Below are 21,052 nucleotides of genomic sequence, written 5' to 3'. Positions count from 1 at the left end.
TACTACGGTGGTCGCCAGCCTCATTCATAAGGGGCCCACCGTCAGTTACAGATACACCACGCTACTGGACGCAACCGGGAAATACCTCCAATTTCCAAAGCTGAGAGCGCTTTCCCTATCCCTGGAAGGAAATGGCCTATGAGCAGGCCAAGGACCATAGCTAGGATAATCCACACAGGAAGAAAGCGATCGAGAAAAGCCAAACGCGGCTGCTGTGAGGTAGCCATACCCGTCTCCTTTATTGACCCAATTCGCACTGTACCGTGCAGCACTGTAACCATTCATATCGATAGATGTCAATATGAAAGGGTGTGTCAAACGCCCATATACTAAAGGCATGGTTTCTTCGCACGGCACGACCAAAAATCCTCACATCAACGAATGTTGTTCACTCAGCAACGGCCCCCTAGACCAGGCCGATTCCGTGCATCTTGCCCAGCAATTCAAGGTACTTGCAGATCCCGCCCGACTTCGTCTTTTATCCATCTTGTGCGATGAAGGCTGCGGCCCGATGAGCGTTTCCGAACTGACCACATTATCCGGTCTCAGCCAGCCGACGGTGTCTCACCATCTTGCAAAATTGCGCGATGCTGGCCTCTTAGCCAAACGGCAAACTGGCCGCACCGTCACCCATGAAGTGCAAAAGCAAGCTTTCACTGCACTGCGAGAACTACTCTCTTTCGACTAAACAGCCCCTAACGATAAAATCTTGGCCTGATATGTCTGCAACATTGAGAGCCAATCAAAGTATTTCGCCCCGCAATTAATCCCCTCATAAAGGAAAAGGCCCGAGCTTAGCGCTCGGGCCTCCTTGAAATCTAGGTAGATTCAGTGCTTAGAGGTTGGGGAACCAAATTCCAATCTCGCGCTCAGCGGACTCTGGGGAGTCAGAGCCGTGCACGATGTTCTCGCCCACGCTGAGTGCGAAGTCACCGCGGATAGAACCCGGTGCAGCCTTGGAAACGGGGTCGGTGCCGCCGGCGAGCTGGCGCCATGCCTCGATGGCGCGCTCGCCTTCAACAACGCCGGCAATCAGCGGTGCGGAGGTGATGAAGTCCACCAGCTCGCCGAAGAATGGCTTGTCCTTGTGCTCTTCGTAGTGCTTTTCTGCGGTCTCACGGTCAGCCACGCGCAGGTCCAGCTCGGCCAGCTTGAGGCCCTTGCGCTCGATGCGGGCGATGATCTCGCCCACGTGGCCGTTCTTTACGCCGTCCGGCTTAATGAGGATCAATGTACGTTCAGTCATGCCCCATACTGTACCGAATACCCACAACTCGTCCACGACCGAGGGCTATAAGCGGGGGCAGCATTAAGTAAGCTGCTGGACTATCTCTGTCGCGCGCTCGTGGGTAGTACCCCGAAACCATAGGCGCACTTGGTTCACCGCCGTGCCGAACTGGCCGTTTCCCAGCAAACGCTTAATCTCTGCGCGCTGCTCTTTATCTAAATCCTCAAGGGTGGCTTCTTCTGCCCGCTGAAAATTAGCGCGCAGGGCCAGGGCCAAAAATACGGCGGCAATGATGAGCGCTACCAGCGGTAGCCACGGCGTTCCCGTGACCGCGCGGGCAGCGACCGCGGCAATGCAGGCAAGGGCCGCGAGGACGAGATAGACGGTGCGCATGGCCACTACTTCTGGTTGAGGTGCTGGGTAGTTAAGTAACCGCGCTTCATGCGGGCGATTAAGTTACTGCGCAAATACGCCGCAAGGAGCCACTCCATGCCAAAGATGATGAAGATCGCGGCGATGGACCAGTGCGCCATGAAGCCAAGGATAAGGCCCAATAGCTGCGCCCAGACGATGACGGTCAGCGCCCACTTCTTATTCATAAACGCGATCATGCCCACGTGGAAAATCAGGGCGCCAATCACCAGGCCATAGTTAAACGGCGTCCACAGCGTGCCGTCATACAGCTTGTATAACAGCGGCAGGGCCAAGACGAGGGTGATCGACTCCATGATGAGCGAGCTGGCGATGACCATGCCATTAAAGCTCTTGAGCGGATCCTTGACGGGGTCCTGTCCCAAGCCCAATGGGCCGATTTCATTCTCCGCGATGTCGTCGCCACGGCGCGGCGGACGAGGCGGGCGGGACTTAGGATTGGGGCTGGTCATGCGGGCTCCTTTCCAAACATCGCGCGGGCTTCGCCGGCGGTGACCACCGAACCGGTAATGACAATACCGGAGCCGGATTGCACCTCGGATTCCTCGGCCAGCTCCACAGCTTGCGCGTAGGCACCCGGCAGATCATCAGTCACATAGACGCGCTCTTCGCCATAAATATCGCGGGCCACTTCCGCCAGCTCATAGGCATCGAGCGCGCGCGGCGAGGAGTTTTGGGTGATGACCACCTCGCTCAAGTACGGCTCCAGCGCGGCAAGGATGCCCTGGGCGTCCTTATCGCCAAAGATGGAGACCACGCCGATAAGCCGGGCGAAATCGAAGTCGCGGTCGAGCGCCGCGCCGAGCGCCTTGGCGCCGTGGGGATTGTGGGCGGCATCGATAAACGTCGTGGGCGAGGTGCGCACGCGCTCGAGGCGGCCGGGCGAAATCGTCTTGGCAAAACCATTGCGCACAGAGGCAATATCCAAAGGATGCCCGGAAGAGGCACCGAAGAAGGCTTCCACCGCTGCAAGGGCAACGGCCGCATTCTTGGCCTGGTGCTCGCCGTGCAGCGGCAAGAAAATATCCTCATACATGCCGCCAAGGCTCTGGATATTGACCTGCTGGCCACCGACCGCGATGCGGGATTCTAGGGCCGCGAACTCTGCGCCGGAGCGCGCCACGCCGGCATCCATGTCCACCGCGCGCTGCAGAATGACCTGCATGGCCTCGGGGACTTGCTCGGCAATAATGGCGATGTTTTCGTTCGGGGTCAGCGGGTCTTCGGCATCGGCGCGGCGCTTGATGATGCCCGCCTTCTCCCCCGCGATCTCCCGAATATCGCTGCCCAGGTAATCCGTGTGGTCAAGGCCCACCGGGGTAATCACGGAGACGTCTGCATTGACCACATTCGTGGCATCCCACAGACCGCCGAGACCGACCTCGACGACGGCGACGTCAACGGGGGCATCGGCAAACGCTGCATAGGACAGGCCCACCAAAACCTCGAACTTGGACATGGGGACATCGGAACGCGCATCCACCATCTCCACATACGGCTTGATTTCGTGCCACAGGCGCACGTAGTCACGCGGGTGGATGGGCCGGCCATCGATGCCGATGCGCTCGGTGACCCGCTGCAGGTGCGGGCTGGTGACCAGGCCCACGCGGCGGTGGAAGGAACGCAGCAGCGAATCGACCATGCGCGCGGTAGAAGATTTGCCGTTGGTGCCCGCAATGTGGATGACATCAAAGGACTGCTCGGGATGTCCCAGCAAATCCATGAGCATCTCGATGCGCTCCAGGCTGGGCTCGATCTTGGTCTCCGGCCAGCGCTGGTTGAGCTCGTCTTCCACCTCACCGAGCGCCTGCAGCTCCTCCGGGGATACCTCTTGGGGCGCGGCGTCGTTATATTCTTCGTCCTCGCCCATGCCCAGGTTGAGGGTCAGGCCCGATTCCGTAATCTCCACCGGGGTGCCCTCGGTACCCTCCTTGAGGGCATCGACGATCTCAAAATCGTCCTCTCCCCCGGCGGCCTCGCCATTGCCGTTGGCGTCATGATTGAAGCGCTGATCTGTCACTACTTAAGGCCCTCCAAACGGCTGGTAATGCGCTCAACTTCCTCGCGCGCGATGTCTTGGCGCGCCCGAATCTTAGTGACCACATCTTCCGGCGCCTTGGCCAGGAAGTTCTCATTGCCCAGCTTCTTGCCGGTCTGTTCCAATTCCTTATTGGCCTTGGCCAAATCCTTTTCCAGACGCTTGCGCTCTGCTTCGACGTCTACCGCGCCGTGGGTATCCAGCGTAACCTCCACGGCGGCCCGGGACAGGCGCACCTCAATGGAGGCCGAGGGGTTAAAGTCCTCGCCCGGCGCGGTGGTATTGGCCAGGTTGCGCACCAATTCCTCCTGGCCCTGCAGGTCTGCCGCGGCGAAGTCGAGACGGCCGGGCACCTTTTGCGAAGGCTTGACGCCTTGATCGGAGCGGAAGCGGCGCAGCTCGGTAATGAGCTTATCGGCATCGTCGATGCGGCGGGCGGCCACCGCGTCCTTGGTGGCGCCGCCGTTGGTATCGGCCACCGTGGGCCATGGGGCGATGACGATGGATTCCCCGCCGGTCAGTGCCTTCCACAGCACCTCGGTCACATACGGCATGGTGGGGTGCAAAAGGCGCAGCACGACGTCGATGACGCGGCCCAAAACGATCTGGGTATTGCGGCCTTCTACCGTTTCGCCATCGCGCGGGATCTGCGTCTTGGCAATCTCCAGGTACCAGTCACAGAGCTCGTCCCAGGTGAAGTGGTAGAGCAGCTCGTTGGCCTTGGCAAATTGATAATCGTCCAAGTAGGCATCGACCTGGGTGCGTACCTCTTCGGCGCGGTCGAGGATCCAGCGGTCGGCATCGGAAAGCTCCGTGCGTTTTGGCAGCGGTGCCACGCCGGCGCCGTTCATCAGCGCGAACTTGGTGGCATTAAAGAGCTTGGTAGCGAAATTGCGCGATGCCGCGGCAGCGTCAGAGCCCAGCGGCAAGTCCACGCCCGGGTTAGCGCCGCGGGCCAGGGTAAAGCGCAGCGCATCGGCGCCGTAATCGCGCACCCAGTCCATCGGGTCAATGCCATTGCCCAGGGACTTGGACATCTTGCGGCCCTGCTCATCGCGCACAAGGCCGTGCAGGTAAAGGTCTTTGAAAGGAATCTGCGGGCGGCCATCGGTGCCTTTACCCAAAAGCTCTGGGGTCTTGGTGCCGGCGAAGGTGCCGAACATCATCATGCGCGCGCCCCAGAAGAACAAGATGTCATAGGCCGTAACCAGCACGTTGGTGGGATAGAACTTCTCCAGATCCGGGGTCTTATCGGGCCAGCCCAGGGTGGAAAATGGCCACAGCGCCGAAGAGAACCAGGTATCGAGCACATCCGGATCCTGCTCGTAGCCTGCCGGCGGCTCCTCATCGGGGCCGACGCACACGATGTCGCGCTCGATCTCGCCGGACTCGTTCGTGCGCTCCGGGCCGTACCAAATGGGGATGCGGTGGCCCCACCACAGCTGGCGGGAGATGCACCAATCGTGCATGTCATCGACCCATTCGAAGTAGCGCGGCTCCAGCGACTGCGGGTGCAAGGCGGTATCGCCCTCGCGCACGGCATCGCCAGAGGCCTTCGCCATCTGCGCTACATCGACGAACCACTGCAGCGACAGGCGCGGCTCGATGGGCTCGCCGGAGCGCTCCGAGTGGCCCACGGAGTGGACATAGGGGCGGATTTCTTTGACGATGCGCCCCTGCTCCCGCAGCGCCTCCCTAATTTCCACGCGCGCATCTTCGCGCGTCATGCCATCAAAACGGGTGCCGGTATGCGCGATGTGGCCGGTGGTATCCATGACCGTCGGCATATCCAAGTCGTGGCGGGTGCCCATGGCGTAGTCATTGGGATCGTGGGCCGGGGTGATCTTTACCGCACCGGTACCAAAATCCATGTCCACGTAATCATCGGCGATGATCTTCAGCTTCAGGTCATCGCGGAAGGGATGATCCAATTCTTGGCCCACGAGGTGGGCGTAGCGCTCATCGTCGGGGTGGACGGCAATGGCGACATCGCCAAGCATGGTTTCCACACGCGTAGTGGCAACAATGAGGTGCGGCTCATCGTCATTGAGCGAGCCATAACGGATGGAGACCAGCTCGCCCTCGACGTCCTTGTAGACGACCTCGATATCAGAAACGGCGGTCTCCAGCACCGGCGACCAGTTGACCAGGCGGTTGGCCCGGTAAATCATGCCCTCATCGTAGAGGTTCTTAAAGATGGTCTGCACCGCGCGTGACAGGCCCTCATCCAGCGTGAAGCGCTCGCGGGTCCAGTCCACGGAGTCACCAATGGCGCGCATCTGGTTCTGGATGGTGCCGCCGTATTGCTCCTTCCATTCCCAGACCTTGTCTATGAACTCCTCGCGCTCATAATCCCAGCGCTTTTTGCCCTCGGTCTCCTTGAGCTTGGCTTCGACCTTGGTCTGGGTGGCAATGCCCGCGTGATCCGCACCGGGCAGCCACAAAGTGGAGTAGCCCTGCATGCGCTTGCGGCGAATGATGGAGTCAATCAGCGTGTGGTCTAAAGCGTGACCCATGTGCAGCTGGCCGGTCACATTCGGCGGTGGCAGCACGATGGAAAAGCCCTCCGCCTCCGAATTCGCATCCGGGGTGAAGTAGCCGCGGTCGACCCAACCTTCATAGAGGTCTTCTTCTACCGCCTGTGGCTCCCAGGACTTGGGAAGCTGGTCCGCGCGGTTGGTGCCAACGAGTTGCTCTTTATTCTGATCCGTCACCTGGCCAACTCTACCCTGTGCGTCAACTGGCACCACCGGCCTGTCTAGAGTAAGGGCATGTCTCACAACCCTGGCCACCGCGCCCGCCTCCGCACCCGTTACTTCACCCAAGCCAAAGACAACTCTCAGGCCTTCGCGTGCCTGACGAGCTACGACTGCTTGACCGCCGAAATCTTCGATGAAGCCGGGGTCGATCTCCTGCTCGTCGGCGATTCCCTGGCCAACGTGGTGCTGGGCCGCGAAACCACGCTCTCGCTCACCCTCGATGAGATGATCCCGCTGGCCCGCGCGGTGGTTGCTTCGACCTCCCGCGCCTTCGTGGTGGTGGACCTTCCCTTCGGCTCCTATGAGGACGGCCCCTCCCAGGCGCTGGAGACCGCGGTGCGCGTCATGAAGGAAACCGGCGCGCAGGCCGTGAAGCTGGAGGGCGGTGCGGAGCGCGCTCCCATTGTTGCCGCGCTTGTCGCCGCCGGCATCCCGGTCTGCGCCCACATTGGCTTTACACCCCAGCAGGTCCACGCCTTGGGCGGCTTCGTGGTCCAAGGCCGGGGTGCCGGTGCGGAGAAGCTTCACGACGACGCCCGCGCCCTCGCCGAGGCCGGCGCCTTCGCCGTGGTGCTGGAGATGGTCCCGGCAGCCCTTGCTGAGCAGGTGACCAAGGAGCTGCCCATCCCCACCATCGGCATCGGCGCCGGCGCGCAGACCGACGGTCAGATTCTGGTGTGGACCGATGCCTTCGGCCTGGGAGGTCCCAAGGCGCCGCGTTTTGTGCGCCGCTACGCGAATCTGCGCGGCGCGCTGCTGGAAGGAGCGAAGGACTATGTCGCAGATGTGGGTGAACGTTCCTTCCCCAACGCCGAGGAGTCTTTCGAGGACTAAGGTCTTAAGCCATGCAGATCCTCACAACTAAATCCGAACTCCGTGCCTTCCGCGCGGCAGCGTCCGGTTCCGTGGGTTTGGTGCCCACGATGGGCGCGCTTCACGACGGCCACGCTTCCCTCATTCGCCGCGCCCGCGAAGACAACGACACCGTGGTGTGCTCGGTCTTTGTCAATCCCCTCCAGTTCACGGACCTGGGCGACTGCGAAGACTACCGCGCCTACCCGCGCACCCTCGACGCGGATGCCGCACTGCTGGACTCGTTGGGAGTCGATGCGGTCTTCGCCCCCAGCGTGGAGGAAATGTACCCGGGTGGCACCCCGCGGGTGTGGGTGCGCACGGGTGAGATGGGCTCGGTCTTGGAAGGTGCCTCGCGCCCCGGCCACTTTGACGGCGTGGCCACCGTGGTGAGCAAGCTGTTTCACCTTGTCACACCAGACCGCGCTTATTTTGGGCAAAAGGATGCGCAGCAAGTAGCGATCATCCGCCGCCTGGTGGCGGACCTCGACCTGCCGCTGGACATCATCAGCGTGCCCATCGTGCGCGCAACGGACGGCGTGGCCGAGTCCAGCCGCAATGCGCGCCTCAGTGCCGCCGAGCGTGAGCAGGCGGTCGCCTTATCCCAGGCACTCTTCGCGCTGCAGGATGGCGCCTCACGTGAAGAAGCTGAGGCCCAGCTCGCTTCCTCCCCCGGCGTGACGGTGGATTACCTCACCGTGGTGGACCCGGCCACGCTCGAGCCCGTAGATGCACAACACCGGCCCGCCTTGGCGCTGGTAGCAGCGCATGTGGGGCCGGTGCGGCTCATCGATAACTTGGTGCTGGAGGCTTAACCTTTCAGCAGGTGGGCTACGGCCTCGCGCTCCTCACGCAGCTCCTGCACGGAGGCCTCGATGCGCTCCTTCTGGAAATCGCTGAGCTCCAGGCCTTGGACGATTTCCCACTTGCCGTCGCGGCAGATGGTGGGAAAGCCGCAGATGAGGCCCTCATCGACACCGTAGGAGCCATCCGAAGGCACGGCGGCGGTGCGCCAATCCTCGGTGCCGTGGACCCAATCGTGCATGTGGTCCACGGCCGCAGATGCAGCCGACGCCGCGGACGAGCTGCCGCGCACCTCGATGATCTCCGCGCCGCGCTTGGCCACCTTGGGGATCATCTCCTCGCGGTACCACTGCTCATCTACCTCCGCGTTTGAGAAGGCGATATCCGGGAACTGGGTGGCGGAGTGGTTGCCCCAGACCGCAATCTTGGAAAAGTCCTTGGTGGCCTTGCCCGTCTGGGCCGCCAACTGGCCCAAGGTGCGGTTGTGGTCTAGGCGCATGAGTGCGTTGAACTGGGAGTTATCCAGATCCGGCGCGCTATGCGCGGCAATCAGCGCGTTGGTATTGGCTGGGTTGCCCACCACCAGCACGCGGACATCGCGCGCCGCATAGTCATTGATGGCCTTGCCCTGCTCAGTAAAGATGGCGCCATTGGCCTCGAGCAGGTCAGCGCGCTCCATGCCCTTGCTGCGCGGGCGGGAGCCGACGAGGAATGCGGCGGAGGCATCCTCGAAGGCGACCTTGAGGTCATCTGTCACCGTAATCGAGTTAACCAGCGGCAGGGCGGAATCGCGCAGCTCCATGGCCACGCCCTCGGCCTTTTCTACTACCGCTGGGATTTCCAACAGGGCAAGGTCTACCGGGGTGCCCTTGCCAAATACGTCGCCTGCGGCAATCCTCCACAGCAGGGAGTAGGCGATATTTCCGGCGGCGCCGGTGACGGTTACTTTTACTGGCTGGGTCATGCTCATTCCTCCTCATTTGTCGTGGAGTTGTAAGCGCTCCTCATGCACGCCACCCTCCACGGGATGTATCCACCCCCGAGCTTAGCGCTATCCGGAGGTAGCGTGTTGTGAAATTTATCCCCCTCTTTCGGAGGGAAAACGCCGCTGAATTTCCGGATATTACCCCCGTTTACCTCCAAATTAACGCCCCCAATGTGCACATTCCTCCCGCGACGTGGGAATAATCGGGCATGATAGAAGCGGCACAGCCCCACCGGGGAGCGCGCTTGCAGGGATGCATTCACTGCCTGTGGGCGGCTACCCGCTGGTCATCCCGCTACCGCACTGGACCAGCGTTAGGCCGGCCGCGCACAACCCCAAGACCACTTACCCACTATCGCCACATCGGCGCCGCGAAGCAGAGATAGGACACATGCTATGAGCACTGAGCACACCGAACCGCTGCACGCTGCGGAGCAGGCGGAGGACTCCGACGCTCACGCTGCGGATTCCATCGGTACCGATGCCGTGGTGGATATCGCCATTTCCCAGTTTTCCGCGTGGGGTTTTTCTGAAACAAAGCTGGATACCATCGCCGCGGAATCCGGCATGTCCAAGCGCATGATTCACTACCACTTTGGCGATAAGCAGGGCCTGTACTTGAGCGCTTTAAGCACCGCCGCCGAGCGCCTCCGCCCCAATGAAGAGGACTTGGAGCTCGATTCCGCGGTCCCGGTCGAAGGCGTGCGCAAGCTGGTGGACTGGATCTTTTGGCAGTACGTCAACCACCCCGAGGCCATCCGCATGATGACCTGGGAAACCGCCCAGTCCATCGTGGGCTCTTCCACCAATCCCGTGGCGGATTTTAGCGGCGTCGCCCTTCACCTCGATCGCCTGCTCATGCTGGGCCAGGACGCTGGCGCCTTCCGCCCGGGCATTTCCACCAACGATATTTTCACCATCATCGCCTCGCTCACCTCGTACCGCGTGACCAACCGAGCAATGATGGACAACCTTTTAGGCGTAAATATGTCCAGCCAGGCAAATATCGACGGCCTGCACAGGCTTACCGTCGATACCGTGCTGGCGTTTCTCACCGCCAATATCCCCGATTCCGGCTACGAGTCTTATTTAGTGTCTTCCGATGCTGACGAGGGCGACGAGGCCTCCCCGCAAGACATCTACGGCGAGGCATAAAAAGAAAGCACCGGCTGCTTGCCGATGCCCCTTTTTCCTACCACAGCGTTTCTCTCGCTAGGCCGATTCCTTTGCCTCATCCTTGTAGGTAAATTCGGGCTCTGCGCCCTGGGTGACACACTCCGCGGTGATGTGCACAGCGGAAATATCTTCCCGGTCCGGCAGCTCAAACATCACCGGCACAAGCAGTTCTTCCAGAATTGCGCGCAAACCGCGCGCGCCGGTTTTACGCTCGAGGGCAAGCTCTGCGATAGCATCCAGCGCCCCGGCATCCATGTCCAGCTCGCAGTCATCCATCTCAAATAGGCGGCTGTATTGCTTGAGCAGGGAGTTCTTGGGCTCGGTCAACACCTTGACCAGGGCCTCGCGGTCCAAGTTATCCACCGTCGCCACCACGGGCAGACGGCCGATGAATTCTGGAATCAAGCCAAACTTCACGAGGTCTTCCGGGCGCACCTGGGAGAATAGATCCACCTTTTCCCGCTCGTCTTCCGTGCCCAGCTTCGCGCCAAACCCAACGCCCTTCTTGCCCACGCGATCCGCGATCACCTGGTCGAGGCCCGCAAACGCGCCGGCGACAATGAAGAGGATATTGGAGGTATCCAGCTGGATAAATTCCTGGTTCGGGTGCTTGCGCCCGCCCTGCGGCGGGATAGCAGCCACGGTTCCCTCCAGGATCTTCAGCAGCGCCTGCTGCACGCCTTCGCCGGAGACATCGCGGGTAATGGAGGGGTTTTCGGATTTGCGGGAAATCTTATCCACTTCGTCGACGTAGATGATTCCGCGCTGGGCGCGCTCCACATCGAAATCTGCTGCCTGCAGCAGCTTCAAGAGGATGTTTTCTACGTCCTCACCCACATAGCCGGCCTCGGTCAAGCTGGTGGCATCCGCGATGGCGAACGGCACATCCAGCAGGCGCGCCAAGGTTTGCGCCAGGTAGGTCTTACCGGAACCGGTGGGCCCCAACATCAAAATATTGGACTTGGAGATCTCTACTTCTTCGCCCTCGGCCTTCTTCCGTCGCGCATCTAACGCAGCGGATTCTTCTGCCTTAATGCGCTTGTAGTGGTTATACACCGCAACCGACAGCACGCGCTTGGCCTTGTCCTGGCCAATGACGTACTTATCCAAAAAGGAAGAAATCTGCGAAGGCTTAGGCAGGCGCACCTCCGCCTCAGAAGACTCCTCGGCCTGTTCGTGGCCGAGCTCTTCTTCAATAATCTCATTGCAGAGCTCGATGCACTCATCGCAGATGTAGACCCCGCCGCCGGCGATGAGCTTTTTCACCTGCTTTTGGCTCTTTCCGCAGAAGGAACACTTCAGGAGATCAGCGCTTTCTTGCATACGTGCCATTCAGTACTTTCACACTCGCTCTTGTTTACCGCTTTTAAAGGTGGGGCGGAAGGCTCGCTCACTTCCATCCCCGCGGTTGGTTGTTCAAAAATCTACCTTAGTAAATCAACCCGACACGGCTCCTATTCATTCCCTCCGCGTGGCGAAATTCGCAGATCTTTATCCGCCCACACCCCTAAACTTGGGATTGGATCCTCCACTACCTCCACCACCGCCGAAGGAGCCATTTCATGTTTGACCTCACCAACCGTACCGCGATTGTCACGGGCGGGGCTGCGGGCATCGGCAAAGGCATCGTTGCCTCCCTGCGCGAAGCCGGCGCGAACGTCATCATCGCCGATATTGACACCGACAAGGCTGAAGCCACCGCCGCGGAGCTCGGTGCTACCGCCTGTTCTGTCGATGTCACCGATAGGGACTCCATTAAAGAACTGTTTGCCAAAGCCCACGCCACGCACGGCGCAATCGATATCGTCTGTTCCAATGCCGGGGTCTTTCCCAACTGCCCGTTGGAAGAGATGACGGATAAGCAGTGGGAAACCATGTTTGATATCAATACCCACGGCACGTTCAAGGTCGTGCAGGAGGCCCTCCCGTATATGAAGGAACGAGGCTACGGGCGCATTGTCATTACCACCTCCATTACCGGCTCGCACACCGGCTTTCCCGGCTGGGCGCACTACGGCGCCTCCAAGGCGGCCCAACAAGGTTTCATCCGCTCCGCTGCCCTAGAAATCGCCCGCGATGGCATCACCATCAATGGCGTTTTGCCCGGAAATATCCTCACCGAAGGCCTCGAGGCACAGGGCCAGGAGTACCTCGATGAGATGACGCGCTCCATTCCGCTGCACCGGCTTGGTAACCCGCGCGATATTGGCAATGCCGCGGCCTTCCTCGCCTCCACCGAGGCCGGATATATCACCGGCCAAACGCTGATTATTGACGGCGGCCAGCTCCTGCCAGAAACCCCCGAGGCCATCCTGCCGCCGCGCTAGCCTGCACCTGCCTAGCTAGTGCTTGCCCAGCTGGCGCTTGACGATGCCCACCCTAAGACACAGATAACCCCGCCGACACCGTTACGGTGCGTGGCGGGGTTATTTAGTACGGCTCTTATTGCAGCCAGTCAAAGTCGAGCAAGAATGCCTCGACATCGAGCATGTCCAGCTCATCTGGCGCGTGGCCAACAACGAATGCGAAGGACTCAGCGACGTCCTTGGTCGTCGCGGGAGTAAGTCCCGCGTCAACGAGATTTTCCGCTACGCGGGCAGAAACCGGTGTCTGAGACACGGTATCCAAACCCGTACCCGTGGTGGAGCCCTTGAACATATCGCTAATGCCACCAAAGAAGGTCCGCATCGTGTTCATCTCTCTCACCTCTCAAAGTTGCTCTGTTGATAGGTATAAATATACTTGGTACTTACCCACTAAGCAACACTTAGGCCACTTAAAGTTAACCTTTTGTTAACTTTAAGTGGCTGTGAGGCATATTATATAATCTCGGGCTCGCCCGGCCCGCGGGCTACTCTTAAAGGTCCCCAAATGGTGCGAAGCCAAAGTAATGATCCAGGGAATCGCGCGCGATCCACGCGATTGCCACCACGATGACGGCACCCAATACGGCATAGACGGTCCACCCCAGCACCTTCATTTGCCGGCTAGCGGGAGTATCTCCTACCACCACGCCGTTATCGTCCCGAATGGGATCCCCCGTCATGGAACGCATACCCAAGGCGAAGAGCAAGGGAATACCAGCGCCGAAGACGAGGGCTAGGCCAGCGACGCGGAGTATAGATTCGAAGATTTCTGCAATAGTCATGATCTAGCGCTCCTCGTGTGGATTAGATGAGGTGGAGTTATTGTCCCCATTAACCGCCGATACTGGGGTCATGCCGCCTGCGGCCGCGACAGTCTCTTTCGCGCCAACGCGCGGCTCCAAGGACGAATCCACGGACTCAGCGTTTTCGTCCCAATCATTATTGACGTTGGAGGCATCGACTGGGTTCATACGGGAGCGGATGACGATGAGCGCCGTCATAGCCAAGAGCAGAACGAAGTCCACGATGGCACCGGTAGCCATCGTCGTGGCAGAGGAGACGCCGTGCGCCAGCCACCACGAAGCGAAGCCAACGAAGGCAGCACAGGGCAGCGTAATGAGCCAGGCGGCCACCATGCGCATCGCCACACCCCAGCGCACGTCCGCGCCGCGGCGACCCAAACCAGTACCAAGGATGGAACCGGTGGACACGTGAGTCGTAGACAGTGCCATACCACCAGATGCGGAGGTCAAGATGATGGCCGCGGACGTAGCCTCGGCTGCCATACCCTGTGGGGATTCGATCTCAACCAAGCCCTTGCCCAGGGTGCGAATAACACGCCAGCCACCGGACAAGGTACCGGCCGCAATGGCAACCGCACAGGAGATAATGACCCAGGTGGGAATGCGGGCATCAGCAACCGCATGACCCGAAGCCACGAGGGCGAGGAAGATAACGCCCATGGTCTTCTGAGCGTCACCGGCACCGTGGGCCAGCGATACCAAGCAGGCGGTAACAATCTGGCCGTGACGGAAGTGCTCGTTCTTTTCCTTATTCGGAATGGTGTTGGTCACCCAATAAACGAGAAAGGTGGCGCAGGCGGACACCAGCGCGGCGATAATCGGGGACGCCACCGCCGGGATAATGATCTTGGCCATAATGGAGGTCCACTCCACTCCCCCAGTACCCATGGCAGCGAAGGCTGCACCGATAAGGCCGCCAAAAAGGGCGTGGGAAGAGCTAGACGGCAGTCCGAGCAACCAGGTGAAAAGGTTCCACAGAATACCGCCGATAAGGCCGGTAAAGACCACCATCAACAGGGCCTGGCCGTCTGAGTCAGCGGCTGCACCCGAAAGGTCATAGGAATCGAGGTTGACGATACCCTTAGCCACCGTTGCCGCGACATTCACGGACAAGAATGCGCCAATGAGGTTAAGTGCGGCAGAAATCGCTACCGCAGTAAATGGCTTCAGCGCGCCCGTAGCAATGGAGGTTGCCATCGCATTGGCAGTGTCGTGGAAACCATTGGTGAAGTCGAAGGCTAAGGCGGTAACCACCACAATGCCCAAGATAATCAGAGTCGCTGTCACAGCATTGGCCCCTTGTAAGCAATTAACAAATGAGAAGAAAGTGTAATTGCGGCGCCGTCACGCGTCGCGTACGAAGTGCAGCGTACTCCGCAATAATAAGCTAAGCCAATGGCGTTTCTTAGAAGTAAACTACACTTTGCCTAGTGTTAACCTTCCGCCCATGCCCTCATGTCAGCTACTTGTCGAAAATCTGCGGTTTACCAGTATTTTTTAAGAAACCTAATCTATTTTCAGCCTTTAATACCGTGGCGGAAAACACTAAGAGAGGTGCGCCGGCTTCACGCCAACGCACCTCTCGAAATAAAGGGTTTTAACTCCCCTTTTTAGCGGAAGGTAGCAAACTTCTTGACCACCCAGCGGCTCAGCACGAGCAAGACGATGCCCAAAGCGATGGAGCCGACACCCAAGGAAATAAAGAAGGTGTTTTCCGCAGCCGCATCCTCTGGGTTGTAGAAGCTAGCCAGCGAACCGGCAAGCGCGGTACCCATGGCCACAGCCATCATCCACACGGCCATCATGCGCGATGGGAACGCCTCTGGTGCCACCTTGGTGGCAAGAGAGTTGCCCACCGGAGACAGCATCAGCTCACCCATGGTGAACAGGAAGAGGATCCAGATAATGACATACATTGGCGTGGAGTTCGCTCCCGAGCCGGAGAACGGCAGGAAGAAGAACAGCGAGACACCGATGATGATATTGGCCACGCCGAACTTCACCGGCGTGGACCACTGACGGTCACCGAGCTTCGTCCACATAGCTGCGAAGATTGCAGAGAAGATAACGATGAAGATCGGGTTAATGGACTGCACCAATGACGGCGGAATCTCGATACCAAAGATGTGGCGGTCCAGGCGCACATCGGCATAAATGGTCATCACGGTAAATTGCTGCTGGAAGATACCGAAGAACAGTACACCGGAAATGAACATCGGAATAAAGCCCAAGAGGCGGTTCTTTTCTTTCCGGCTTACCAAATCAGAGGTGTACATCTGAATCCAGAAGTACACGGCGGCGATCAGGGCAACGGCGGTGACGATATTGGACAGCCACTCCACCTTGATGATCCCAGTACCCAGGCCGATGACCATTACGAGGATGACGACGACAATCGCACCAAGGCCCATCAAGCGCTGCTTGGAGTCCGCCGGATTCGGAATATTGTGGCCGGCATCTTTAATGGTGGTCTTACGCATGATGGTGTACTGGATAAGGCCGAGGGCCATACCGACGGCAGCGATGCCGAAGCCCCAGTGGAAGCCCTTCCAGCCCCACATTGCGGTGGTAAGAAGCGGTCCGAAAAGGGCACCAATATTAACGCCCATATAAAAGACAGAAAAGCCGCCGTCACGGCGAGGATCGTCACGACTATACAGCGAGCCAAGCACCACCGAGGCGGTGGTCTTTACACCACCGGAACCAACGGCGATGAGGATCAGGCCGATAGCCAGGCCGGTCACGGCAGGAACGAAGGCCAAGACGAGGTGCCCAGCCATCACCATGATTGCGGAGTAGAACAGGGTGCGCTCCGCACCGAGGATGCGGTCAGCAACCAACGATGCCAACAGGCATGCCATGTACACCAAACCGCCGTACGCGCCAACGATTGACGTCGCATCGGCACGGTCGAGGCCTAGGCCGCCATCGGTGGTGGCGTAGTACATGTACAGCAGCACAATGGACTGCATGCCGTAGAAGCTGAAGCGCTCCCACATCTCCACGCCGAACAGGTTAGCCAGTCCCCACGGGTGACCAAAAAATGTGCGCTCCCCACTCGAAGCAGTGGGTGCGGAGGTCCGATCCTCCGCCTCTGGTTCCATATTTGTCATAGCATAATACGACCACTCAGAGGCCTAATTCACAAATCGGGCATTATACGTGAAACATCGCACAAATAAATCTGCCTAACGACCTGCAGATATTTCTCTGAAAGATTCACCCCGTTTGGGGTACATGCCCACGCGCCACTACCCTCTCCGTCACACCGCTCATAAGCATATACCGAGCCACTGATATGCGAATAATAAAAGCCCTGCGAAGGCTCCTCTCGAAGCTGCCTCGCAGGGCTTCCTCTGATGGATTTAGTCCATCAGGACCGAATTAAGAATTGAGCTTGCGGTACTCAAAGACGGTATCGATGATACCGTATTCCACGGCATCTTCCGCGGTCAAGATCTTATCGCGGTCGGTGTCGATGCGGATTTGCTCAGGCGTACGGCCGGTGTGCTCCGCCAAGGTGTTTTCCATCAAGGTGCGCATACGCTCGATCTCTGCGGCCTGGATCTCCAAGTCCGATACCTGCCCCTGGGTTCCCTGGGTTGCAGGCTGGTGGATCAATACGCGGGAGTTCGGCAGCGCCGCACGCTTGCCCGGAGCACCAGCGGCCAACAGCACTGCGGCAGCGGAAGCTGCCTGGCCTAAGCACACGGTCTGCACATCAGGGCGCACGTAGCGCATGGTGTCATAAATGGCCATCAAGGCAGTAAAGGAACCACCCGGCGAATTGATGTACATGGTGATGTCACGGTCCGGGTCCTGGCTCTCAAGAACCAGCAGCTGGGCCATGATGTCATTGGCAGAGGTGTCATCGACCTGGGTGCCCAAGAAGATGATGCGCTCCTCAAAGAGCTTGGAGTACGGGTTGGTTTCCTTCGTCCCCTGAGCGGACTGCTCAATAAAGGAGGGCAGTACGTAACGGGAACTTGGCATCTGCGACTTATTCATAATGATTTTCTCCTTATTCCCTAGTTGCTCAGTGGGCCGTTCACGGACTCGATGACGTGGTCAACAATGCCGTAGTCCTTGGCTTGCTGCGCAGTCATCCAGCGGTCGCGGTCAGAGTCCTTGGTGATCTGCTCGAAGGTTTGGCCGGTGTGCTCTGCAATGAGCTCAGCCATCTCGCGCTTGGTCTGGGCGAATTGCTCCGCCTGGATGGCGATATCGGCAGCAGTACCGCCCACACCAGCGGAAGGCTGGTGCATCATGATGCGAGCGTGCGGCAGCGCATAGCGCTTGCCCTTCGTACCACCGGAGAGCAGGAACTGGCCCATGGAAGCAGCCAAGCCCATGCCATAGGTGGAAATATCGCAGGGCGAGTACTTCATCGTGTCATAAATTGCCATGCCCGCGGTCACGGAGCCACCCGGGGAGTTGATGTAGAGCGAAATATCGCGCGTGGGATCCTCTGCGGAAAGCAGCAGGATCTGTGCGCACAACTTATTGGCAATTTCATCGTCTACCTGGGTGCCCAAAAAGATAATGCGCTCGTGCAACAGGCGCTCGTAGACGCTGTCACCCAAGTTCAGGCCGGAGCCTGCTGGGGTGGTCATCTGAAGCTGGTCAGATTTCTTAGACATTCGAAAAGTCTCCTTGAGGACGGTTAATCTCTAATGCCACCACATTACTTAATGTGGCGATAATTGTGGGGTCTGTTCGCTATCAGCGTTTGCACCGAACTTTGTCTGCGTTTTCGACCCGGCGATGAGAAAAGCCCAGCCAGACTTCCTCGTGTATGCGAGGAGTCAAGCTGGGCTTTAAGAAGAGGATTTACTCCGCGTCGGTAGCTTCGTTTTCGTCTTCATCTGCTTCACCGAAGTACTGCTCAACGTCAACGTCATTGCCCTCTTCGTCCTTGACGGTGGTACGGCAAATGGCGGCAGCCAGTGCCTTGCCACGGCGAACGTCAGAGAACAGGTTGGCAATCTGGCCGTTGGACTGCAGCTGCTGGATGAACTGGTTCGGGTCCATGCCATAGGACTGAGCGGTGAACAGAATGTGATCCGAGAGTTCCTGCTGGGAAACTTCCGGCTCTTCCTTTTCTGCCACGGCATCCAAGAAGATCTGCGTGCGCACGGACTCTTCAGCCTGCTCGCGGGTCTGCTTATCAAACTCTTCGCGGGAGGTGCCTTGCGCCTCGAGCAGCTGTGCCAGTGCCTTCTCATCGTGTGCCAGCTGGCCCAAGATCTGGTGCAGCTGGGCGTGAGCCTGCTCGTCGACGACGGACTGAGGCAGTTCAAAGTCGACATCGGCAAGCGCAGCCTTCAGAACCTCATCGCGGATCTGGCCGGCCTGCTCAGCTTTCTTGGACTCCTCGACCTCAGTCTTGGTAGCTTCGCGCAGCTCCTCGATCGTGTCGTACTCGGAGGCCATCTGGGCGAACTCATCGTCAATGTCCGGCAGCTTGCGCTCCTTGGTCTGCTGCACGTGGACCTTGAAGGTAGCTTCTTCGTCCTTGTGCTCACCGGACTGAATGGTGGAGGTGAACTCGTTATCCTCACCGGTCTTCATGCCGCGCAGTGCTGTGTCCAGACCCTTGATGAGGTTGTCGTCACCGATGGAGTAGGACAGGCCTTCGGTGGAAGCATCCTCGATCTTCTCACCGTCTACCTCGGCGGTGATGTCGATGATGGCGTAGTCACCAGTCTTCATCTTGCGCTTGGTGTCCTTCAGCTCACCGAAGCGCTCTGCAAGATCCTCGAGGGCCTTGTCCACGTCTTCTTCGCCGGCCTTGATGGCGGGGACGGTGATGGAGATTTCAGAGAAGTCCGGAACCTCGAACTCAGGGCGAACATCAACCTCGGCGGTAAACTCGACGAAGTCCTTGTCTTCAATCTTGGAAATGTCCACGTCCGGCTGGCCGATGACCTTCAGGTCTTCCGACTGAACAGCCTGCTCGTAGCGGGAAGGCAGCATGTCGTTGACGACCTGCTCCAGAATCGGGCCGCGGCCGAAGCGAGCGTCGATCAGCTGGCGCGGAGCCTTGCCCTTACGGAAACCTGGAATAGAAACCTGCTGCGCGATTGCCGCGTAAGCTTGATCGATTTCCTGGTCCAGCTCCGCAAACGGAACGTTGACGGTGAGCTTAACGCGGGTATCGCTCAGCTTGTCTACGGTGGTCTTCACGAGTGAATCTCCCTGGCTTCATTGTTTTTCTACGTACATAAAAATTAAAGGGGGTCTGAAAAACCTTATTAGGGCATTTTCAGACCCCCATACGTCGGGGCGACAGGATTTGAACCTGCGACCCCCTGCTCCCAAAGCAGGTGCGCTACCAAACTGCGCCACGCCCCGTATGTAGGCCACCAAGTTGCCTTGGCTGCGTTGCATACCTGAGCCAGTTTAGCGTGTTGGTTTTAAATCTCCTAAATCAGCCCCCTGTTAAGGGCGTAGCCGCAGGTTAGCGGCATAATTCCCGGAAGCTGGATTAGAAATCGAAATCAAACATGCCGTCAAAGAATCCGCCGCCATCACCGTCAGATAATCCGTCGAAGAAGCCGCCACCGTCACCTGCGTCTCCCCCTCCGGCACCGCCGCCCATATCGCCGGCATCCCCGGCGTCTCCGGCATCTCCGCCGCCGTCGGCTCCGTCCATTCCTTCGCCACCCTCGGCGCCGCCCCAGTCGCCGTTTTCTGCGGCGGCTGCGGAATAGCCCACGCCGGACATGCCAGCAAACATGGCGTTAAACATCATGGAATAACCCATCATCCACACGCCCGTTTGCAGGGCATCCGCCCACCAAGGGCGGGAGTACCAACCGGCCGGAACGGGGCGGCCGGCTACGGTTCCGCCTGGGTAATAGTTCGGAGTTTCCTCGGAGGCGTATGGGGACGCAGTCAGCTGCTCGCCATTCGCATCCACCGTGCGCTTCTCGGTGACCTTACCGGCGGCGCGCTGTCCCTCCAGCGGCGGCAATTCCGGGCCCGGGTTCATGTCCATAATCTCGCGAGCGGCATTGACGTAATGCATACCCTCAAGCGCCGATTCGCGGGCCAAATTGGCTTGCTTGACCGTGGTGGCCTGCGAAATAGCGGAATTAGCCGCGGTAAAGCGCTCTGATGCGTCCGCCATTGCCTGCTGCGAGGCGGTATCCATGCCGGAGATTTGCATGACCTGACCGCCCAGACGCTCAATCCAGCGACGCGCATCCGCTTGGGCATCCGCTAACTGCTGCGCCTCTCGCGCCTCCCGGTTCTTTTTTGAGCTGCGCGAGGATAGATACCACGCGCCACCACCGAGTACGACTACAAGAAGTAGGAGTTCCACAACAATCATCGCTTTCTTTGCCGGAATTGGTTCTATCTATTTTAACGGCCTATCCACTGCGTGTGTTCCCTATTTTCGTTTTGGGGCGCACATGCGCTAAAGTAGCCGACAGCGTTCGAGGTAACGCTGTGGGAATGTCGTATAGTGGCTAATACCTCAGCCTTCCAAGCTGAAGACGCGGGTTCGATTCCCGTCATTCCCTCGCTGTCATGAGTCGCGACATGCTTGACAGGTCAGTCGCGACATAGTTGACAAACCGGCATCTCAGTCGTTTTTGTTCTG

General features: G+C 59.1%; 20 protein-coding genes, 2 tRNA genes and 1 pseudogene. 6 read left to right on the top strand and 17 right to left on the bottom strand.

What is annotated here, in order from left to right; translation table 11 throughout:
- Positions 1-77: 77 nt before the first annotated feature.
- Positions 78-227 (bottom strand): annotated as a pseudogene (locus ABRP66_RS11715) (ACR3 family arsenite efflux transporter); the annotation flags it as partial.
- Between the two features lie 110 nt (positions 228-337).
- On the opposite strand from ABRP66_RS11715, the gene ABRP66_RS10725 reads away from it, so the two are divergent.
- The gene (locus tag ABRP66_RS10725; RefSeq protein ID WP_302522015.1) at positions 338-688 is read left to right on the top strand and encodes an ArsR/SmtB family transcription factor; all 351 of its coding nucleotides are present in this window, start codon (positions 338-340) and stop codon (positions 686-688) included.
- 147 nt (positions 689-835) lie between these two features.
- Here the strand turns inward: ABRP66_RS10725 and ndk are convergent, their stop codons facing one another.
- The 5 genes from ndk to ABRP66_RS10700 all read right to left on the bottom strand — a co-directional run bounded on the left by ndk (position 836) and on the right by ABRP66_RS10700 (position 6,412).
- A complete protein-coding gene (gene ndk / locus ABRP66_RS10720) occupies positions 836-1,246 on the bottom strand; it encodes a nucleoside-diphosphate kinase (protein ID WP_005277934.1) in 411 nt (136 codons plus the stop codon).
- 63 nt (positions 1,247-1,309) lie between these two features.
- Positions 1,310-1,621, bottom strand: a complete 312-nt coding sequence (locus ABRP66_RS10715) for a hypothetical protein (RefSeq protein WP_349838669.1) — start codon at positions 1,619-1,621, stop codon at positions 1,310-1,312.
- A 5-nt stretch (positions 1,622-1,626) separates the two neighbouring features.
- On the bottom strand, positions 1,627-2,112 hold the full coding sequence (locus ABRP66_RS10710) for a DUF4233 domain-containing protein (protein ID WP_349838668.1): 486 nt from the start codon (positions 2,110-2,112) through the stop codon (positions 1,627-1,629).
- Complete coding sequence (gene folC, locus ABRP66_RS10705; protein ID WP_502879916.1) at positions 2,109-3,680, bottom strand: bifunctional tetrahydrofolate synthase/dihydrofolate synthase; 1,572 nt, start codon at positions 3,678-3,680, stop codon at positions 2,109-2,111. Before folC ends, ABRP66_RS10710 begins: the two co-directional genes overlap by 4 nt.
- The gene (locus tag ABRP66_RS10700) at positions 3,680-6,412 is read right to left on the bottom strand and encodes a valine--tRNA ligase (protein WP_349838667.1); all 2,733 of its coding nucleotides are present in this window, start codon (positions 6,410-6,412) and stop codon (positions 3,680-3,682) included. The genes folC and ABRP66_RS10700 overlap by 1 nt, the downstream gene beginning before the upstream one ends.
- A 57-nt stretch (positions 6,413-6,469) precedes the next feature.
- On the opposite strand from ABRP66_RS10700, the gene panB reads away from it, so the two are divergent.
- Positions 6,470-7,291, top strand: a complete 822-nt coding sequence (panB, locus tag ABRP66_RS10695) for a 3-methyl-2-oxobutanoate hydroxymethyltransferase (RefSeq protein ID WP_005277923.1) — start codon at positions 6,470-6,472, stop codon at positions 7,289-7,291.
- An 11-nt stretch (positions 7,292-7,302) separates the two neighbouring features.
- Positions 7,303-8,124, top strand: a complete 822-nt coding sequence (gene panC, locus ABRP66_RS10690) for a pantoate--beta-alanine ligase (RefSeq protein WP_005284412.1) — start codon at positions 7,303-7,305, stop codon at positions 8,122-8,124.
- Here the strand turns inward: panC and ABRP66_RS10685 are convergent.
- A complete protein-coding gene (locus ABRP66_RS10685) occupies positions 8,121-9,083 on the bottom strand; it encodes a malate dehydrogenase (protein WP_284852617.1) in 963 nt (320 codons plus the stop codon). The two genes, panC and ABRP66_RS10685, sit on opposite strands and share 4 nt — an antisense overlap.
- A 411-nt stretch (positions 9,084-9,494) precedes the next feature.
- Between ABRP66_RS10685 and ABRP66_RS10680 the strand changes: the two genes are divergently transcribed.
- Entirely contained in the window at positions 9,495-10,253 is a 759-nt protein-coding gene (locus tag ABRP66_RS10680) for a TetR/AcrR family transcriptional regulator (protein ID WP_349838666.1), read from the top strand.
- Positions 10,254-10,310: 57 nt separating this feature from the next.
- On the opposite strand, the gene clpX is transcribed toward ABRP66_RS10680, so the two are convergent.
- Positions 10,311-11,606 (bottom strand): ATP-dependent Clp protease ATP-binding subunit ClpX, encoded by a 1,296-nt coding sequence (clpX, locus tag ABRP66_RS10675; protein WP_284782284.1) that lies wholly within the window; start codon positions 11,604-11,606, stop codon positions 10,311-10,313.
- 230 nt (positions 11,607-11,836) lie between these two features.
- Between clpX and fabG the strand changes: the two genes are divergently transcribed.
- A complete protein-coding gene (gene fabG / locus ABRP66_RS10670) occupies positions 11,837-12,601 on the top strand; it encodes a 3-oxoacyl-ACP reductase FabG (RefSeq protein WP_349838665.1) in 765 nt (254 codons plus the stop codon).
- A 115-nt stretch (positions 12,602-12,716) separates the two neighbouring features.
- Here the strand turns inward: fabG and ABRP66_RS10665 are convergent, their stop codons facing one another.
- The 9 genes from ABRP66_RS10665 to ABRP66_RS10625 all read right to left on the bottom strand — a co-directional run bounded on the left by ABRP66_RS10665 (position 12,717) and on the right by ABRP66_RS10625 (position 20,779).
- Positions 12,717-12,971 (bottom strand): hypothetical protein, encoded by a 255-nt coding sequence (locus ABRP66_RS10665; protein ID WP_349838664.1) that lies wholly within the window; start codon positions 12,969-12,971, stop codon positions 12,717-12,719.
- A 160-nt stretch (positions 12,972-13,131) separates the two neighbouring features.
- Positions 13,132-13,422 carry a hypothetical protein gene (locus ABRP66_RS10660; protein WP_284785765.1) on the bottom strand — a complete coding sequence of 97 codons (291 nt, stop codon included), beginning with the start codon at positions 13,420-13,422 and terminating at the stop codon, positions 13,132-13,134.
- A 3-nt stretch (positions 13,423-13,425) separates the two neighbouring features.
- Positions 13,426-14,730, bottom strand: coding sequence for an inorganic phosphate transporter (locus ABRP66_RS10655; protein ID WP_296090952.1), 1,305 nt, complete (start codon positions 14,728-14,730; stop codon positions 13,426-13,428).
- A gap of 323 nt (positions 14,731-15,053) precedes the next feature.
- Positions 15,054-16,556, bottom strand: coding sequence for a peptide MFS transporter (locus tag ABRP66_RS10650; protein ID WP_284853605.1), 1,503 nt, complete (start codon positions 16,554-16,556; stop codon positions 15,054-15,056).
- Positions 16,557-16,827: 271 nt separating this feature from the next.
- Complete coding sequence (locus tag ABRP66_RS10645; protein ID WP_284770299.1) at positions 16,828-17,454, bottom strand: ATP-dependent Clp protease proteolytic subunit; 627 nt, start codon at positions 17,452-17,454, stop codon at positions 16,828-16,830.
- A 17-nt stretch (positions 17,455-17,471) separates the two neighbouring features.
- Entirely contained in the window at positions 17,472-18,083 is a 612-nt protein-coding gene (locus tag ABRP66_RS10640; RefSeq protein WP_023023580.1) for an ATP-dependent Clp protease proteolytic subunit, read from the bottom strand.
- A gap of 190 nt (positions 18,084-18,273) precedes the next feature.
- Positions 18,274-19,629: a trigger factor gene (gene tig, locus ABRP66_RS10635; RefSeq protein ID WP_349838663.1), complete on the bottom strand. Its 1,356-nt coding sequence runs from the start codon at positions 19,627-19,629 to the stop codon at positions 18,274-18,276.
- Positions 19,630-19,723: 94 nt separating this feature from the next.
- A tRNA-Pro gene (locus tag ABRP66_RS10630) sits at positions 19,724-19,797 on the bottom strand.
- Between the two features lie 133 nt (positions 19,798-19,930).
- Positions 19,931-20,779, bottom strand: a complete 849-nt coding sequence (locus ABRP66_RS10625; RefSeq protein ID WP_349838662.1) for a DUF1542 domain-containing protein — start codon at positions 20,777-20,779, stop codon at positions 19,931-19,933.
- Between the two features lie 121 nt (positions 20,780-20,900).
- Between ABRP66_RS10625 and ABRP66_RS10620 the strand changes: the two genes are divergently transcribed.
- Positions 20,901-20,972: transfer RNA gene (locus ABRP66_RS10620), tRNA-Gly, on the top strand.
- Positions 20,973-21,052: the final 80 nt, after the last annotated feature.

Source organism: Corynebacterium sp. KPL2680 (genome assembly GCF_040225675.1).
Lineage (GTDB): Bacteria > Actinomycetota > Actinomycetes > Mycobacteriales > Mycobacteriaceae > Corynebacterium > Corynebacterium rhinophilum.
Note: the sequence above shows the minus strand (reverse complement) of the source record. Positions and strands in the feature narration are given on the sequence as shown.

What these genes read in the sequence shown, in the direction of transcription:
- ABRP66_RS10625 (WP_349838662.1), bottom strand. Translation starts at nt 20,779, where the DNA reads ATGATTGTTGTGGAACTCCTACTTCTTGTAGTCGTACTCGGTGGTGGC.
- ABRP66_RS10640 (WP_023023580.1), bottom strand. Translation starts at nt 18,083, where the DNA reads ATGTCTAAGAAATCTGACCAGCTTCAGATGACCACCCCAGCAGGCTCC.
- ABRP66_RS10725 (WP_302522015.1), top strand. Translation starts at nt 338, where the DNA reads ATGGTTTCTTCGCACGGCACGACCAAAAATCCTCACATCAACGAATGT.
- ABRP66_RS10680 (WP_349838666.1), top strand. Translation starts at nt 9,495, where the DNA reads ATGAGCACTGAGCACACCGAACCGCTGCACGCTGCGGAGCAGGCGGAG.
- ABRP66_RS10665 (WP_349838664.1), bottom strand. Translation starts at nt 12,971, where the DNA reads ATGAACACGATGCGGACCTTCTTTGGTGGCATTAGCGATATGTTCAAG.
- ABRP66_RS10660 (WP_284785765.1), bottom strand. Translation starts at nt 13,422, where the DNA reads ATGACTATTGCAGAAATCTTCGAATCTATACTCCGCGTCGCTGGCCTA.
- panC (WP_005284412.1), top strand. Translation starts at nt 7,303, where the DNA reads ATGCAGATCCTCACAACTAAATCCGAACTCCGTGCCTTCCGCGCGGCA.
- ABRP66_RS10685 (WP_284852617.1), bottom strand. Translation starts at nt 9,083, where the DNA reads ATGAGCATGACCCAGCCAGTAAAAGTAACCGTCACCGGCGCCGCCGGA.
- ABRP66_RS10715 (WP_349838669.1), bottom strand. Translation starts at nt 1,621, where the DNA reads ATGCGCACCGTCTATCTCGTCCTCGCGGCCCTTGCCTGCATTGCCGCG.
- clpX (WP_284782284.1), bottom strand. Translation starts at nt 11,606, where the DNA reads ATGGCACGTATGCAAGAAAGCGCTGATCTCCTGAAGTGTTCCTTCTGC.
- fabG (WP_349838665.1), top strand. Translation starts at nt 11,837, where the DNA reads ATGTTTGACCTCACCAACCGTACCGCGATTGTCACGGGCGGGGCTGCG.
- ndk (WP_005277934.1), bottom strand. Translation starts at nt 1,246, where the DNA reads ATGACTGAACGTACATTGATCCTCATTAAGCCGGACGGCGTAAAGAAC.
- panB (WP_005277923.1), top strand. Translation starts at nt 6,470, where the DNA reads ATGTCTCACAACCCTGGCCACCGCGCCCGCCTCCGCACCCGTTACTTC.
- ABRP66_RS10710 (WP_349838668.1), bottom strand. Translation starts at nt 2,112, where the DNA reads ATGACCAGCCCCAATCCTAAGTCCCGCCCGCCTCGTCCGCCGCGCCGT.
- ABRP66_RS10650 (WP_284853605.1), bottom strand. Translation starts at nt 16,556, where the DNA reads ATGACAAATATGGAACCAGAGGCGGAGGATCGGACCTCCGCACCCACT.